Raw genomic sequence first — 16,428 nt, forward strand, 5'->3', positions numbered from 1 at the left:
CGATGTTCGCATGCGGCTTCGTGCGCGAAAATTTCTCTTTTGCCATCAGCTCTCTCCGTCTGACTTCTCAACCTGTTTCTGAAGAAATCAGGCGTATTTCGATTGAATTTCCTGGGCGACCTGGCTCGGCACCGGCGAGTAATGGTCGAACTGCATGGTGTACTGGGCACGCCCCTGGCTCATCGAGCGCAGCGTGTTGACGTAACCAAACATGTTGGCAAGCGGCACCATGGCGTTGATGACGGTGGCATTGCCACGCATCTCCTGGCCCTGCACCTGCCCACGCCGGGAATTGAGGTCACCGATCACAGACCCGGTGTAATCCTCCGGCGTCACCACCTCGACCTTCATGACCGGCTCGAGAAGAACCGGCTTGGCCTTCTGGGCACCTTCGCGGAACGCGGCACGAGCCGCGATTTCGAAGGCGAGCACCGAGGAGTCAACGTCATGGTACGCACCATCGAGGAGCGTCGCCTTGAGGTCGACCATCGGGAAGCCGGCCAGCACACCATTGCCAAGGACGCTTTCCAGGCCCTTCTGGACGCCCGGAATGTATTCCTTCGGCACGTTGCCGCCGACGATCTTGGATTCGAACGCGAAGCCTGCACCAGACTCCTGCGGCTCGAACACGATCTTGACGCGAGCAAACTGGCCCGAACCGCCGCTCTGCTTCTTGTGCGTGTAGTCGATTTCCGCAGCCTGCGTGATCGTCTCGCGATACGCCACCTGCGGCTGACCGACATTCGCCGCCACCTTGAACTCGCGCTTCATGCGATCGACGAGAATGTCGAGATGAAGCTCGCCCATGCCGGCAATGATCGTCTGACCGGATTCCTCGTCCGTCTTCACGCGGAAGGACGGATCCTCCTGCGCCAGGCGGTTGAGGGCGAGGCCCATCTTCTCCTGGTCGGCCTTGGAATTCGGCTCGATCGCGATCTCGATGACCGGATCCGGGAATTCCATCCGCTCCAGGATGACCGGCTTCACTGGGTCGCAGAGCGTATCACCCGTCGTCGTGTCCTTAAGACCGACGAGCGCGACAATGTCGCCAGCGAACGCTTCCTTGATCTCTTCACGGTTGTTGGAGTGCATGAGAAGCATACGACCGATGCGCTCGCGCTTTTCCTTCACCGTGTTCATCAGGCTGGCACCCGATTCGAGCTTGCCCGAATAGATGCGGGCGAAGGTCAGAGAGCCGACGAACGGGTCGTTCATGATCTTGAACGCGAGCATCGAGAGCGGCTCGTCGTCCGAGGAGACGCGCTTGACCTCTTCGCCATTCTTCGGGTCGATGCCGCGGATCGCGTGCACTTCGACCGGGCTCGGCAGATAGTCGACGACCGCGTCGAGCAGAAGCTGAACGCCCTTGTTCTTGAAAGCCGAGCCGGCAAGGATCGGGAAGAACTGCACGGCGCAGGTGCCCTTGCGGACGAGCCGGCGGATCGTGTCGTTGTCCGGCATGTTGCCTTCGAGATAGGCCTCCATGACGGTGTCATCGAGCTCGACAACGGTCTCGATGAGCTTCTCGCGCCACTCTTCGGCCCGATCGCGAAGATCCTCTGGGATCTCCACGTCGTCCCACTGTGCGCCGAGCGTCTCGTCGCGCCAGAGGCGAGCGTTCATCTCGATGAGATCGACGACGCCCTTGAAGTCGCTTTCCGCGCCGACCGGCAGCTGAAGAACCAGCGGCTGAGCACCGAGACGATCCTCGATCATCTCCACGCAGCGGTAAAAGTCGGCGCCGATCTTATCCATCTTGTTGACGAAGATCATGCGCGGAACTTTGTACTTGTCCGCCTGGCGCCAAACCGTCTCGGTCTGCGGCTCGACGCCGGCATTGGCGTCGAGAAGAGCAATCGCACCGTCGAGCACACGCAGCGAACGCTCGACTTCAATCGTGAAGTCGACGTGGCCTGGCGTGTCGATGATGTTGAGGCGCCGCTTCTTGCCGTCGCGACCCGCCCAGAAGGTGGTCGTCGCAGCCGACGTGATCGTGATGCCCCGCTCCTGCTCCTGCTCCATCCAGTCCATGGTGGCGGCGCCCTCATGGACCTCGCCCATCTTATGGCTCTTGCCGGTGTAGAAGAGGATCCGCTCTGTCGTCGTGGTCTTTCCAGCATCAATGTGCGCCATGATGCCGAAATTGCGGTAGTCCTCGATCTTATAGTCGCGTGGCATGTGGGGCCCCGTTTCTTTCGGTTACCAGCGGTAATGCGAGAAGGCGCGGTTCGCTTCCGCCATGCGGTGCGTATCTTCGCGCTTCTTCACCGCATTTCCGCGGTTGTTGGCAGCGTCCATGAGCTCGCCGGAAAGGCGCTCCTTCATGGTCCGCTCGTTACGGCCGCGGGCGGCCGTGATCAGCCAGCGAATGGCCAGCGCCTGACGGCGATCCACCCGGACTTCGACCGGCACCTGGTACGTCGCACCACCGACACGGCGGGAGCGCACTTCCACATGCGGCATGACGTTGTCGAGCGCCTGATGGAAGACCGCGACAGGATCCTGGCGCATCCGGCCTTCGACACTCTCGAGCGCCCCATAGACGATCGATTCAGCAGCCGACTTCTTACCGTGATACATCACGGAGTTCATGAACTTGGAGATCACCCGATCCCCATACTTCGGATCGGGATTGATTTCCCGCTTGTCTGCACGACGGCGTCGCGACATCGCCCCTCTCCTTACTTCGGCCGCTTGGCGCCGTACTTCGAACGACGCTGGCGACGGTCTTTGACGCCCTGCGTGTCGAGGACGCCGCGCAGAATGTGATAGCGAACACCCGGAAGGTCCTTCACGCGCCCGCCGCGGATCATCACCACGGAGTGCTCCTGAAGATTATGGCCCTCGCCCGGGATATAGCCGACGACTTCGTAGCCGTTGGTGAGGCGCACCTTGGCAACCTTACGCAGCGCGGAGTTCGGCTTCTTCGGCGTCGTCGTGTAGACGCGCGTGCACACACCGCGCTTCTGCGGATTGGCCTCGAGCGCCGGCACCTTGTTACGCCGCGGCTTGTCGTGACGCGGCTTGCGGATGAGCTGGTTGATCGTCGGCATTAATATGTCCGGCTTCCGTTCTATCGAATCCCTCACGAACACGACATGAATCGCGCCGCATCACCTTTAGAAGGTTGCAGCGCTCGAAACAGAGGATTGCGGGAGACCGCAATCGTGATCCAAAACTCGTATCGCATTCAAACCCGGGCAGCGTTTAAGCCTTGTAGTCTCGCGCAATGGACGCACGAAACAGGGCTTGGCTTACCGCCTGCCCCTTGGGTGGTGCTCATCTAGCCAGTGGTAGGGTTCGCGTCAACCCCGAGGCCCGGGTTTTCTTAACGTTTGCGGCGTCAGGGCCCGGAATCGACGATTCAAAGCTCGCTTTGGCGCCGACCTGGCCACAGGATCTATCGCAGCAGGGCGAAATGTTCGCCGATCGCCTCCAAAAGGCGGCCGTATGCGATTCTAATCGAAAGAGAATCGCTCCCACAAGAGCCGTGCGGCCCGAAATTCACGGAAAACGAATCGCCGGGACCTCTCGCCACCGGGCGCTCCGATTCGCCGAGCGCGACAGATACCGTCGACTAAACAAAAAAAGGCCGGCGCTACGGCCGGCCCTTTTGTTGAACTGAAAATCTGCCTCAGTTGAGGTACGGGATCGCTGCAATCGTCGCGTACCCGAACGTCAACCCGAAAAACAGCAGGGTGCGTTTGACAAGGTGTCCGGCCATTTATCCTGTTCCGTTGAGTTCTGGTTCCCCTCGGCCCCGTTAACGGCGGGCGGCCGAAAAGGTTCATTCCCCAGAGACTGATCTTGTGAGCCTTGCGGCGGTTCTTCGCCGGCCGCGCTGCTCTAAAGGAATCGTCGGCCTGCACAAGCGATTTTCACGCGAGAAAATGTCGAGGAAGTAAATGGTCCACAGTTCGCTGGGGCCTGTGTTCGCCCGGCCACAGAGGTCGCGTCTCCGGCGCCCCGACGCGGCCGTATAACGCGAAAGCCCCGGCGCTCGGCCGGGGCTTTCAAACTCAACAGAGACCCTTCGAAGGGCTATTCGGCCGCGTCGACCGGGGCTCCCTCGCCGCCGCTCAGATCGACGAGAGCAGCCTTGGCGGAGATTTCCGCCCGCTTGCGCTCGTCCTCGGCGATGAGCTCGTCACGCCGCTGAGCGATCGCGCGCAGCCGCGCAATCGCGCCGCCAGTACCAGCCGGAATGAGGCGGCCGACGATGACGTTCTCCTTGAGGCCTTCGAGTGTATCGATCTTGCCGTTGACGGCAGCATCGGTGAGCACTCGAGTGGTCTCCTGGAAGGAGGCCGCGGAGATGAACGAGCGGGTCTGCAGGCTCGCCTTCGTGATACCCAGCAGCACCGGCACGCCTTCGGCGGTCCGCTTGCCCTCTTCGTGGAGACGCGCATTGATCGCATCGAGCTCGATACGGTCGACCTGCTCGCCCGAGATGAGGTCGCTGTCGCCCTGCTCGGTGATCTCGACCTTCTGCAGCATCTGGCGAACGATCACCTCGATGTGCTTGTCGTTGATCAACACGCCCTGCAGTCGGTAGACCTCCTGGATCTCGTTGACGAGGTAAGCCGCAAGCTCTTCCACGCCCTTGATCGCCAGGATGTCGTGCGGGGCCGGCAGACCATCGAGAATGAAGTCGCCCTTCTCGATGACGTCGCCTTCCTGCAGATGGAACGGCCGTCCCTTCGGGATCAGATATTCCACCGGCTCGCCTTCGCCATCGACAGGCTCGATCACGATACGCCGCTTGTTCTTATAATCGCGGCCGAAGCGGACCATACCTGCCTGCTCGGCAATAATGGCGTGATCCTTCGGACGCCGCGCTTCGAAGAGCTCCGCCACCCGCGGCAGACCGCCGGTGATGTCGCGCGTCTTGGCGCTTTCAAGCGGAATACGTGCCAGCACATCGCCCGGTGCCACCTCGTCTCCCGGCTCCACCGAGAGAATGGCATCGACCGAGAGCTGGTAGCGGGCGTCGCCGCCGCGCTCGAGCTTCGCCGGCTCGCCGTTCGCATCGAAGACGACGAGAGCAGGCTTCAGGTTCGCCCCACGCGGGCTCGCCCGCCAGTCGATGACGACGCGCTTGGTGATGCCGGTCGATTCGTCGGCTGTCTCCGTCACGGAGGCGCCTTCGACCATATCCTCAAACGACACCTTGCCGCCGACTTCCGTCACGATCGGCCGGGTATACGGATCCCATTCGGCAATCCGCTGCCCCCGCTTGATCGTGTCGCCCTCGTCCACGAACAGCTTGGCGCCGTACGGGACGCGGTGGCTCGACCGCTCCTTGCCCTTCTCATCGAGAATGGCGACCTGCATGTTGCGGCCCATGGCGATGAGCCGACCTTCGGAATTGCGCACCACGGAACGGTTGCGGATTTCGACCGTGCCCTCGAACGTCGATTCCAGGAACGACTGATCGACCACCTGCGCCGTACCACCGATGTGGAAGGTCCGCATGGTGAGCTGCGTTCCCGGCTCGCCGATCGACTGCGCCGCGATGACGCCGACGGCCTCGCCCATATTGACCGGCGTACCGCGAGCCAGATCGCGACCGTAGCACTTGCCGCAGACGCCGTATTTGGTCTCGCAGGTGAGAACCGAACGAATGAGCACGGACTGCACGCCGGCCGCCTCGATCGCTTCCACATGCCGCTCTTCGATGAGCTCGCCCTTCGGCACGATGATCTCGCCCGTGGCCGAGTCCGTCACGTCTTCGGCTGCCGTGCGCCCAAGGACGCGCTGGCCGATCGTCGCGACAACCTGGCCCGCATCGACAATCGCCTGCATGGTGAGGCCATTCTCCGAGCCGCAATCGGTCTCGGTGATGATGCAGTCCTGGGCCACGTCGACGAGACGGCGCGTGAGATAACCCGAGTTCGCCGTCTTCAAAGCGGTGTCGGCCAGCCCCTTTCGGGCACCGTGCGTGGAGTTGAAGTACTCCAGAACCGACAGGCCTTCTTTGAAGTTGGAGATGATCGGGCTCTCGATGATCTCGCCGGACGGCTTGGCCATCAGGCCACGCATGCCCGCCAGCTGCTTCATCTGAGCAGGAGAGCCACGCGCACCGGAATGCGACATCATGTAGATGGAGTTGACCTGCTTCTGGCGCCCGGTCTCGTCGTCGAATTCGACCGCCTGGATCTTCTTCATCATCTCGTCGGCGACCTTGTCGGTGCACTTCGCCCAGGCGTCGACGACCTTGTTGTACTTCTCGCCCTGAGTGATCAGGCCATCATTGTACTGCTGCTCATATTCGGCCGCGAGCTGACGCGTCTCTTCGACGAGCGCCGTCTTCGCCTCCGGAATGACCATATCGTCCTTGCCGAACGAAATGCCGGCGCGGGCCGCCTGACGGAAGCCGAGCTGCATGATCCGGTCGCAGAAGATCACGGTCTCTTTCTGGCCCGTATGCCGGTAGACCGTATCGATCGTCCGGCTGATCTCCTTCTTCGTCATCAGCTTGTTGCAGATGTCGAACGGGATCGCGGGATGCTTCGGAAGAAGCTCGCCGATCAACATACGCCCAGGCGTTGTCTCGTAGATCTTCGAGTTAGGCTCGCCATCGGGGCCGATACCCTTGTAGCGACCCTTGATCTTCGTGTGCAGCGTCACCGCACCGACCTCGAGCGCATGATGCAGCTCGTTGATCGAGCCGAACAGCATCCCCTCGCCCGGCTCGTTGTCCTGCATCACCGAGAGATAATAGAGACCGAGAACGATATCCTGCGACGGCACAATGATCGGCTGACCATTCGCCGGGTGCAGAATGTTGTTGGTCGACATCATCAGAACGCGGGCTTCGAGCTGTGCTTCCAGCGACAGCGGCACGTGGACCGCCATCTGGTCGCCGTCGAAGTCGGCATTGAAGGCTGCGCAGACGAGCGGATGCAGCTGGATCGCCTTGCCTTCCACCAGCACCGGCTCGAAAGCCTGAATGCCGAGGCGGTGCAAGGTCGGCGCCCGGTTGAGCATAACCGGATGCTCGCGGATGACCTCGTCGAGGATATCCCAGACCTCCGGCTTCTCCTTCTCCACCAGCTTCTTCGCCTGCTTCACCGTGGCCGAATAGCCCTTGGCGTCGAGGCGCGAATAGATGAACGGCTTGAACAGCTCGAGCGCCATCTTCTTCGGCAGGCCGCATTGATGCAGCTTCATCTCCGGACCGACCACGATGACCGAACGGCCGGAATAGTCGACGCGCTTGCCGAGAAGGTTCTGCCGGAAACGGCCCTGTTTGCCCTTCAGCATGTCGGAGAGCGACTTCAGCGGGCGCTTGTTGGTGCCCGTGATGACGCGGCCGCGACGGCCGTTGTCGAACAGCGCATCGACGGATTCCTGCAGCATCCGCTTTTCGTTGCGGATGATGATGTCCGGCGCACGCAGCTCGATGAGGCGCTTCAGGCGGTTGTTGCGGTTGATGACGCGGCGATAGAGATCGTTGAGATCCGACGTCGCGAAACGACCGCCATCGAGCGGTACGAGCGGACGCAGATCCGGCGGAATGACCGGAACGACCGTCATCACCATCCATTCCGGACGGTTGCCGGAGGCCGTGAAGGCCTCAATGACCTTGAGGCGCTTGGCAAGCTTCTTCGGCTTCAGCTCCGTCGTTGCTTCGGCGATCTCCTGGCGCAGGCGCACGGCCTCCGTCTCGAGATCGATCGCCATCAACAGCTCGCGCACGGCTTCCGCACCGATCATGGCGGTGAAGCTGTCGGCGCCGTACTGATCCTGCGCCTCGAGATACTCGTCTTCGGAGAGCAGCTGCTTCTCCTGGAGCGGCGTGATGCCCGGCTCCACGACGATGTAGTTCTCGAAATAAAGGACGCGCTCGATGTCCTTCAGCGTCATGTCGAGCATGAGAGCGATGCGCGACGGCAGCGACTTCAAGAACCAGATATGCGCAACCGGAGCGGCGAGCTCGATATGGCCCATGCGCTCGCGCCGAACGCGCGCAAGGGTGACTTCCACACCGCACTTTTCGCAGATGATGCCCTTATACTTCATCCGCTTGTACTTGCCGCACAGGCACTCATAGTCCTTGATCGGGCCAAAGATGCGCGCGCAGAACAGACCGTCGCGTTCAGGCTTGAACGTCCGGTAGTTGATGGTTTCCGGCTTTTTGATCTCGCCGTAAGACCAAGACAGAATCTTCTCAGGGCTCGCGAGAGAAATTCGAATCTGATCGAACGTCTGCTGCTGCGCCTGCGGGCTGAAGATGTTCATGACCTCTTGGTTCATAGGGTCATTCTCCTTGCCAATGTTCCTCGCGCCGCACCAAGCGACGCCGCGCCGCCGGGGGAAGCGGCTGGGTTAGTCTGGTCGAGGCAATGGGATGCCGCACTATTCTGCGGCATCCTTGTCGTAACTCTGTGGCAGAGAACGCATCTTCTCGGAATCTTCCAGATCGACGCTGAGGCCGAGCGAACGCATCTCTTTGACGAGAACGTTGAAGCTCTCCGGGATACCCGCTTCGAAGGTATCGTCGCCTCTGACGATCGCTTCGTAGACCTTGGTACGGCCCGCGACGTCGTCCGATTTCACCGTCAGCATCTCTTGCAAGGTATAGGCCGCGCCGTAAGCTTCCAGGGCCCAGACCTCCATTTCGCCGAAACGCTGTCCGCCGAACTGCGCCTTACCGCCCAGCGGCTGCTGGGTGACGAGCGAGTACGGACCGATGGACCGCGCATGGATCTTGTCGTCGACGAGATGGTGCAGCTTCAGCATGTAGATGTAGCCGACGGTGACGTTACGATCGAACGGTTCGCCGGTTTTGCCGTCGAAGAGCTGAGCCTGGCCCGAGCGGTTGAGACCCGCCTTTTCCAGAAGCTCGTCGATATCGGCCTCTTTGGCACCGTCGAAGACCGGGGTCGCAATCGGCACACCGGAGGTGAGCTGATGACCGAGACGCACGACCGATTCATCGTCGAACGACGAGATCTTCTCGTTCTTGTCGTTGTCGTCGTAGATGCCCGACAGATGTGAGCGCAAAGGCTGCACGTCGCCGCTCTTGCGGTAGGCTTCCACGAGCTCGCCGATCTGCTTGCCGAGATTGGCGCAAGCCCAGCCGAGATGCGTTTCGAGAATCTGTCCGACATTCATGCGGCTCGGCACGCCGAGCGGATTGAGCACGATATCGGCATGCGTCCCGTCTGCCAGGAACGGCATGTCCTCGACCGGCACGATCTTCGACACGACACCCTTGTTGCCATGCCGGCCGGCCATCTTGTCGCCAGGCTGGATCTTGCGCTTCACAGCGACGAAGACCTTGACCATCTTCATGACGCCAGGAGGCAGCTCGTCGCCGCGCTGCAGCTTCTCGACCTTGTCGATGAAGCGATTTTCCAGACGCTTGCGGCTCTCGTCGTACTGCTGCTTCAGGCCCTCGATGTCCGACATCTTCTTGTCGTCGCCGACGGCAAACAGCCACCACTGCGAGCGGGGATATTCTGCCATCACCTCGTCGGTGATTTCAGTGCCCTTCTTGAAGCCCTTCGGTCCGGCGGCACCCGCCTCGCCGCGCAACATGTCGGCCAGACGGCCGTAGATGTTGCGGTCGAGGATCGACTGCTCGTCGTCGCGGTCCTTGGCGAGACGCTCGATCTCTTCGCGCTCGATAGCCATCGCACGCTCGTCCTTCTCCACGCCGTGGCGGTTGAAGACGCGCACTTCCACGATGGTGCCGTAGGTTCCTGGCGGCATGCGGAGCGAGGTGTCCCGCACATCCGAGGCCTTCTCGCCGAAGATCGCGCGCAGAAGCTTCTCTTCCGGCGTGATCGGGCTTTCGCCCTTCGGCGTGATCTTACCGACCAGAATGTCGCCCGGCTGCACTTCCGCACCGATATAGACGATGCCCGCTTCGTCGAGATTGCGAAGCGCCTCTTCCGAGACGTTCGGAATATCGCGCGTGATCTCTTCCGGACCGAGCTTCGTGTCGCGCGCCATCACCTCGAATTCCTCGATATGGATCGAGGTGAAGACATCGTCGCGAACGATCCGCTCCGACAGGAGGATGGAATCCTCGAAGTTGTAGCCGTTCCACGGCATGAACGCGACGAGCACGTTCCGGCCGAGCGCGAGATCACCGATATCCGTCGACGGACCGTCAGCAATCACTTCGCCCTTGCGCACCTGCTCGCCGACCCGCACCAGCGGACGCTGCGTGATGCAGGTGTTCTGGTTGGACCGCTGGAACTTCTGCAGCCGGTAGATGTCGACGCCGGACTTTGAGGTGTCGATCTCTTCCGTGGCCCGAATGACGATACGCGTGGCATCGACCTGATCGACGACGCCGGTCCGCCTTGCCGTAATCGCTGCGCCCGAATCGCGCGCCACGATCGGCTCCATGCCGGTCCCGACGAGCGGCGCCTCGGCACGCACCAGAGGCACGGCCTGCCGCTGCATGTTCGATCCCATGAGCGCGCGGTTGGCGTCATCGTTTTCCAGGAACGGAATGAGCGCCGCGGCCACCGAAACGAGCTGCTTCGGCGACACGTCCATGAGGTCGACCTTGTCGCGCGACACCATCGAGACGTCGCCGCTGTGACGGCACGTGACGAGCTCGTTGGCGAAGCGTCCCTCTTCGTCGAGCTGAGCGTTCGCCTGGGCGACCGTGTACTTCGCCTCTTCCATGGCCGAGAGATACACGACCTCGTCCGTCACCTTGCCTTCGACGATGCGCCGATACGGGCTTTCGATGAAGCCGTATTTGTTGACGCGCGCAAAAGTGGCGAGCGAGTTGATGAGGCCGATATTCGGGCCTTCCGGCGTCTCGATCGGGCAGATGCGGCCGTAATGGGTCGGATGCACGTCGCGCACTTCGAAGCCGGCCCGCTCACGCGTCAGACCACCCGGGCCAAGCGCCGACAGGCGCCGCTTGTGGGTGATTTCCGACAGCGGGTTGGTCTGGTCCATGAACTGCGACAGCTGCGAAGATCCGAAGAACTCGCGCACCGCGGCAGCCGCCGGCTTAGCGTTGATCAGATCCTGCGGCATCACCGTGTCGATCTCGACCGACGACATACGCTCCTTGATCGCGCGCTCCATGCGCAGAAGGCCGACGCGGTACTGATTTTCCATCAGCTCGCCGACCGACCGCACGCGGCGATTGCCGAGATTGTCGATGTCGTCGATCTCGCCGCGACCGTCACGCAGGTCGAGGAGCATGCGGATGACCGCAAGGATATCCTCCTTGCGCAGGACCCGCATCGTGTCCTCGGTCTGAAGGTCGAGGCGCATGTTCATCTTCACGCGGCCGACCGCAGAGAGGTCGTAGCGCTCCGGATCGAAGAACAGCGACTGGAACATCGCCTCTGCCGTCTCGATCGTCGGCGGCTCGCCCGGACGCATCACACGATAGATGTCGAACAGCGCGTCCTCGCGGCTCTCGTTCTTATCGGCCGCCAGCGTGTTGCGCATATAAGCGCCGACATTGACGTGGTCGATCTCGAGAAGCGCGATCTCGTTGCGGTTGAGCTCACGAAGCTGATCGAGCATCTTCTCGGAGACCTCGTCGCCGGCCTCCGCATAGATCTCGCCCGTCTCGAAGTTGACGATGTCCTCGCCGAGGAAACGGCCGAGAACCTGCTCGTCGGAGACGACCAGCGACTTGACGCCCTTTTCAACCAGCTGACGCGCCAGACGGGCGGTGATCTTCTTGCCGGCCTCGACGACGACCTCGCCGCTCGCGGCGTCGACATAGTCTTCGCTCGCCTTCGTCCCACGCAGCTTTTCCGGATCGAAGGGAACGATCCAGCCGTTGTCACCGCGCGTCGCCGTCACGATGTCGTAGAAGGTCGAAAGGATTTCCTCGCCGTCCATCCCGAGCGCCATCAAAAGCGACGTAACCGGAATCTTGCGGCGGCGGTCGATGCGCGCATGCACCACGTCCTTGGCGTCGAACTCGATGTCGAGCCAGGAGCCCCGATACGGAATGATGCGGGCGGCAAACAAAAGCTTGCCCGAGGAGTGCGTCTTGCCCTTGTCGTGGTCGAAGAAGACACCCGGCGAGCGATGCATCTGGGAGACGATGACGCGCTCGGTACCATTGATGATGAACGTGCCGTTGTCCGTCATCAGCGGCATGTCGCCCATATAGACGTCCTGCTCTTTGATGTCCTTGACGGACTTCGCACCCGTATCCTCGTCCACATCGAAGACGATCAGCCGCAGCGTCACCTTGAGCGGCGCGGCGTAGGTTATGTCACGCTGCCGGCATTCGTCGGTATCGTATTTCGGCGGCTCGAATTCGTAGCGCACAAACTCCAGCATCGCCTGGCCGGAGAAGTCCGTGATCGGGAAAACGGACTTGAAGACGGCCTGAATGCCTTCGTCGCCGCGGCCGCCTTCTGGCTCTTCCACCATGAGAAACTGATCGTAGGAGGATTTCTGCACCTCGATCAGGTTCGGCATCTCGGCCGCTTCGGTGATGTGACCGAAGAACTTGCGGATGCGGCGGCGGCCGGAAAAGCTTGCGGTCTGAACGGCAGTGTTCGCCATGGATGGTCCTCGTCCTCGCTCGGAGCGGATGTTGACGGCTGTCTGGAGGGTCGCCATGACGGGCGACCATCGAGAAAGCCTGCGGGCGGCCCCGCGTTTATGCGGGACCGCCCAATCTCAAACGCACAAAACTCTGTGCGCCAACAGAAGCTTACTTGAGCTCGACGGTAGCGCCGGCTTCTTCGAGCTTCTTCTTGATCTCTTCGGCCTCGGCCTTGGAGGCCGCTTCCTTGACCGGCTTCGGAGCGCCTTCGACGAGATCCTTCGCCTCTTTCAGTCCAAGGCCGGTAATGGCGCGGACTTCCTTGATGACGTTGATCTTCTTGTCGCCGGCAGAGGCGAGGATGACGTCGAACTCATCCTTTTCCTCTTCCGCGGCAGCCTCGCCGCCGGCAGCGCCACCGGCAGCCGCAACGGCAACCGGAGCAGCGGCGGAGACGCCCCACTTCTCTTCCAGCATCTTGGAGAGCTCAGCGGCCTCCAGCACGGTCAGGTTGGACAGATCGTCCACAATCTTAGCAAGATCAGCCATTTACTCAGTTCCTTGTCGGTTCGAACCGGATTGGTCTCTTCAAGGTCGGCCTCAAGCCGCCTCGTCCTTTTTCGCGTACGCTCCGAAAACCCGGGCAAGCTGTCCGGCCGGCGCCTGAGTGACACCCGCAAGGCGGGTGGCAGGCGTGTTGATCATGCCGACCAGCTTGGCACGCAGCTCATCCAGCGACGGAAGCTTGGCAAGCGCCTCCACTCCGTCCTTGTCCAGGTTGGTTGCACCCATCGCACCGCCGAGAATGACGAACTTCTCCTTCGCCTTGGCGAAGTCTGCGGCGACTTTGGGAGCAGCGACGGGATCATCTGAATAGGCGATGACCGTCGGGCCCTGGAACAGATCGCTGATATGCTCGGCGTCCGTGCCCTTCAGAGCGAGCTTGACGAGGCGGTTCTTGACCACCTTGAGGCTCCCGCCCGCAGCGCGCATGCGACCACGAAGGTCTGTCATGTCGGCGACGGTCAGGCCGGAATAGTGGGCAACGACCACAACGCCCGTGTCCGAAAACACGCCGTTGAGGCTGTCGACCATTTCGCTTTTCTGCGCTCTATCCACTGCCTCTTCCTCATCTGCCTCCCCACCTTTTGACAGGGAGACGGCTTCGCTTCTGCCGCCCTGCCCTTCCGGGCCACTCCTTGCGGAGAGGGCGGCGGTGAACGCCTGTCCCCCTGCCTTCGCGATGGAAGGCGCGGGCCCCGGAAACCCGGGGGCTGAGGTTCGAACCGACTGCCTTTCGGCGAATTCGGCCCATCACCGTCTTATGCAGGCCCTTCGTGACACTCGGGCTTAAGAGGACAAAATTCCTCACCTGCAGTCTCGGACAGGTCGGCCGCCGGCTTGCCGGCGGCCTTTCCGGCCGGATCGCTCCGGCTGGAATTTCTACTCAGCTCGCGGAAAGCGAGCTGACGTCGATTTTGACACCAGGTCCCTGCGTCGACGCGATCGTCACGCGCTGAAGGTACGAACCCTTGGCACCGCTCGGCTTGGCGCGGTTGACTGCCTCGGTGAACGCGCGGAGGTTTTCGATAAGCGCCTCCTCGCTGAACGAGGCCTTCCCGATGCCGGCGTGAACGATACCCGCCTTCTCGACGCGGAACTCCACCGAACCGCCCTTGGCGTCCTTGACGGCCTTCGCAACGTCCATGGTCACGCTTCCGACCTTCGGGTTCGGCATCATGCCGCGCGGCCCGAGAATCTTACCGAGACGACCGACGAGCGGCATCATGTCCGGCGTGGCGATGACCCGATCGAAGTTGATTTGGCCATTCTGAACCTGCTCGACAAGGTCTTCCGCCCCGACGACGTCGGCACCGGCCTTTTGCGCATCGTCGGCCTTTTCGCCGCGAGCGAAGACGGCGACCCGGACCGTGCGGCCCGTACCGTTCGGCAGCGAGACGACACCGCGAACCATCTGGTCGGCGTGACGTGGATCGACACCGAGATTGAACGCCACCTCGACAGTCTCGTCGAACTTCGCCTTGGCGCGCTCTTTGACCATGCGGACCGCCTCATCCGCGGCGTAGAGCTTTTCGCGATCGATGCCTTCCGAGATCGACTGCATACGCTTTGCTACTTTCGCCATGACGTCAGCCCACCACTTCCAGGCCCATCGAGCGCGCGGAGCCCTCGACCATACGCATTGCCGCTTCGACGTCGGCAGCGTTGAGATCCTTCATTTTCTGCTCGGCGATCTCGCGAACCTGATCGCGTGACACCTTGCCAGCACCATCCTTGCCCGGCGCCTTGGAGCCCTTCTGGACCTTGGCAGCCTTCTTCAGGAAGTACGACACCGGCGGCGTCTTCATCGCGAAGGTGAAGGATTTGTCGGCGAAGATGGTGATCACCACCGGCACCGGAGAGCCCTTCTCCATTTCCTGAGAAGCGGCGTTGAAATCCTTGCAGAACTGCATAATGTTCAGACCGCGCTGACCCAGCGCCGGCCCGATTGGCGGAGACGGATTGGCCGCACCCGCCGGTACCTGCAGCTTCAGGTACCCTGTAATCTTCTTTGCCATCTTTCACTCCGTTATGTGCCGCCCGGAGACGGACCCCGGCGGCGCGGCGCGACGCGTGGTCCGGTCTTGATGAGACGCTGTGGCCACCGTCCCGACCTTCCACGCTTCAACTGGAAGACCGAAGCCTTCCGCTCGACCGCCGGATCGCACGGACCGGCGGCCATTCGGGTCAGAGCTTTTCGACCTGCCCGTATTCCAGCTCAACAGGGGTCGAGCGACCGAAGATCGACACCGCGACCTTGACGCGCGCCCTCTCCTCGTCGACCTCCTCGACATTGCCCTCGAAGGACGCGAAAGGTCCGTCGGCAACGCGAATTCTCTCGCCAATCTCGAAATTGACCGAAGGCTTCGGACGATCGACGCCCTCCTGCACCTGCGCCATGATGCGCTCGGCTTCCGAATCAGGGATCGGTGTGGGCTTGTTGTCGGCACCAAGAAAGCCGGTCACTTTCGGCGTATTCTTGATGAGATGGAACGCCTCGTCGGTCATATCCATCTTAACGAGCACATAGCCCGGAAAAAACTTGCGCTCTGCGTCGACCTTGCGGCCACGACGCACCTCGACGACCTTCTCCTTCGGAACCAGGATCTCATCGATCAGATGATCGAGCCCCGCCGCCTCCGCTTTTTCGCGAATGGACTCAGCGACCTTGCTCTCAAAATTCGAGTAGGCGTGGACGATATACCAGCGTTTCGCCATCAATCTCTGCCTTGCGGGCTCAGCCGGCGGCGCCGAGCAGCAACCCGACGCCCCAGCTCATAATCTGGTCCGCGACGAAAAAGAAAATCGCCGCCAGAAATACCATGACGAAGACCATCACGGTTGTGATCAGCGTCTCGCGCCGAGTTGGCCAAGTGACCTTGCCGACTTCGGTCCGCGTCTGCTGTAGGAATTGAAAAGGATTGGTTTTCGCCATGCCGCCGAACTCAAAGGCGCGCGATCACCCTGACCGCGCGCCTCCGAACCTTCTAGTTAGTCAGTTTCATCCGTCGACGCAACCCCCTCATTAAGGCTCCCTTAAGAGTGGATCGCGATCCCGTCTGTAATCTGGCAGGGGCGGAGGGATTCGAACCCCCGACCACCGGTTTTGGAGACCGGTGCTCTACCAGCTGAGCTACACCCCTTCATCCGGCATCACCGCGGAAATGCGATTTGCCGGAACGAAATTCTCTTGAGCGACCATGGCGGCCGACTCGCCTGCGCTGGAACTACACAGATGCAGCTGCCGGCGCAAGCGCAACCGAGCAACCTTCGAGCGTGAAAGGCCGATCCGCAGCAATCCGTCACGGTCGGCCCCTCTCTTCACGCCCGATCGCGGTTACTCGATGATTTCGGAGACGATGCCGGCA

Annotated in this window: 11 protein-coding genes and 1 tRNA gene; all 12 read right to left on the reverse strand. The window is 61.6% G+C overall.

Going from position 1 to position 16,428, the window contains the following annotated elements:
• Window positions 1–87: 87 nt before the first annotated feature.
• The 12 genes from fusA to EO094_RS14200 all read right to left on the reverse strand — a co-directional run bounded on the left by fusA (window position 88) and on the right by EO094_RS14200 (window position 16,203).
• Entirely contained in the window at window positions 88–2,178 is a 2,091-nt protein-coding gene (gene fusA / locus EO094_RS14145; protein WP_128293434.1) for an elongation factor G, read from the reverse strand.
• A 21-nt stretch (window positions 2,179–2,199) separates the two neighbouring features.
• Window positions 2,200–2,670: a 30S ribosomal protein S7 gene (gene rpsG / locus EO094_RS14150; protein ID WP_092816690.1), complete on the reverse strand. Its 471-nt coding sequence runs from the start codon at window positions 2,668–2,670 to the stop codon at window positions 2,200–2,202.
• A gap of 11 nt (window positions 2,671–2,681) precedes the next feature.
• Complete coding sequence (rpsL, locus tag EO094_RS14155; protein WP_026381892.1) at window positions 2,682–3,053, reverse strand: 30S ribosomal protein S12; 372 nt, start codon at window positions 3,051–3,053, stop codon at window positions 2,682–2,684.
• A gap of 988 nt (window positions 3,054–4,041) precedes the next feature.
• Entirely contained in the window at window positions 4,042–8,259 is a 4,218-nt protein-coding gene (gene rpoC, locus EO094_RS14160; protein WP_128293436.1) for a DNA-directed RNA polymerase subunit beta', read from the reverse strand.
• A 102-nt stretch (window positions 8,260–8,361) separates the two neighbouring features.
• Window positions 8,362–12,516, reverse strand: coding sequence for a DNA-directed RNA polymerase subunit beta (gene rpoB / locus EO094_RS14165; RefSeq protein ID WP_128293439.1), 4,155 nt, complete (start codon window positions 12,514–12,516; stop codon window positions 8,362–8,364).
• Window positions 12,517–12,667: 151 nt separating this feature from the next.
• Window positions 12,668–13,048, reverse strand: coding sequence for a 50S ribosomal protein L7/L12 (gene rplL, locus EO094_RS14170; protein ID WP_092816657.1), 381 nt, complete (start codon window positions 13,046–13,048; stop codon window positions 12,668–12,670).
• Window positions 13,049–13,099: 51 nt separating this feature from the next.
• Window positions 13,100–13,618, reverse strand: a complete 519-nt coding sequence (gene rplJ / locus EO094_RS14175; RefSeq protein WP_128293441.1) for a 50S ribosomal protein L10 — start codon at window positions 13,616–13,618, stop codon at window positions 13,100–13,102.
• 328 nt (window positions 13,619–13,946) lie between these two features.
• Complete coding sequence (gene rplA, locus EO094_RS14180) at window positions 13,947–14,645, reverse strand: 50S ribosomal protein L1 (protein ID WP_128293444.1); 699 nt, start codon at window positions 14,643–14,645, stop codon at window positions 13,947–13,949.
• 4 nt (window positions 14,646–14,649) lie between these two features.
• The gene (gene rplK / locus EO094_RS14185) at window positions 14,650–15,078 is read right to left on the reverse strand and encodes a 50S ribosomal protein L11 (protein WP_092816651.1); all 429 of its coding nucleotides are present in this window, start codon (window positions 15,076–15,078) and stop codon (window positions 14,650–14,652) included.
• 169 nt (window positions 15,079–15,247) lie between these two features.
• Complete coding sequence (nusG, locus tag EO094_RS14190; protein WP_128293446.1) at window positions 15,248–15,778, reverse strand: transcription termination/antitermination protein NusG; 531 nt, start codon at window positions 15,776–15,778, stop codon at window positions 15,248–15,250.
• 19 nt (window positions 15,779–15,797) lie between these two features.
• Complete coding sequence (secE, locus tag EO094_RS14195) at window positions 15,798–15,995, reverse strand: preprotein translocase subunit SecE (protein ID WP_092816647.1); 198 nt, start codon at window positions 15,993–15,995, stop codon at window positions 15,798–15,800.
• A gap of 132 nt (window positions 15,996–16,127) precedes the next feature.
• Window positions 16,128–16,203: transfer RNA gene (locus EO094_RS14200), tRNA-Trp, on the reverse strand.
• Window positions 16,204–16,428 lie beyond the last annotated feature (225 nt).

This window comes from Afifella aestuarii, assembly GCF_004023665.1.
GTDB classification, from domain to species: Bacteria; Pseudomonadota; Alphaproteobacteria; order Rhizobiales; family Afifellaceae; genus Afifella; species Afifella aestuarii.

Excerpts from the sequence above, each read along its gene's own strand:
- fusA (WP_128293434.1), bottom strand. The coding sequence starts at position 2,178 with ATGCCACGCGACTATAAGATCGAGGACTACCGCAATTTCGGCATCATG.
- rpsG (WP_092816690.1), bottom strand. The coding sequence starts at position 2,670 with ATGTCGCGACGCCGTCGTGCAGACAAGCGGGAAATCAATCCCGATCCG.
- rpsL (WP_026381892.1), bottom strand. The coding sequence starts at position 3,053 with ATGCCGACGATCAACCAGCTCATCCGCAAGCCGCGTCACGACAAGCCG.
- rpoC (WP_128293436.1), bottom strand. The coding sequence starts at position 8,259 with ATGAACCAAGAGGTCATGAACATCTTCAGCCCGCAGGCGCAGCAGCAG.
- rpoB (WP_128293439.1), bottom strand. The coding sequence starts at position 12,516 with ATGGCGAACACTGCCGTTCAGACCGCAAGCTTTTCCGGCCGCCGCCGC.
- rplL (WP_092816657.1), bottom strand. The coding sequence starts at position 13,048 with ATGGCTGATCTTGCTAAGATTGTGGACGATCTGTCCAACCTGACCGTG.
- rplA (WP_128293444.1), bottom strand. The coding sequence starts at position 14,645 with ATGGCGAAAGTAGCAAAGCGTATGCAGTCGATCTCGGAAGGCATCGAT.
- rplK (WP_092816651.1), bottom strand. The coding sequence starts at position 15,078 with ATGGCAAAGAAGATTACAGGGTACCTGAAGCTGCAGGTACCGGCGGGT.
- nusG (WP_128293446.1), bottom strand. The coding sequence starts at position 15,778 with ATGGCGAAACGCTGGTATATCGTCCACGCCTACTCGAATTTTGAGAGC.
- secE (WP_092816647.1), bottom strand. The coding sequence starts at position 15,995 with ATGGCGAAAACCAATCCTTTTCAATTCCTACAGCAGACGCGGACCGAA.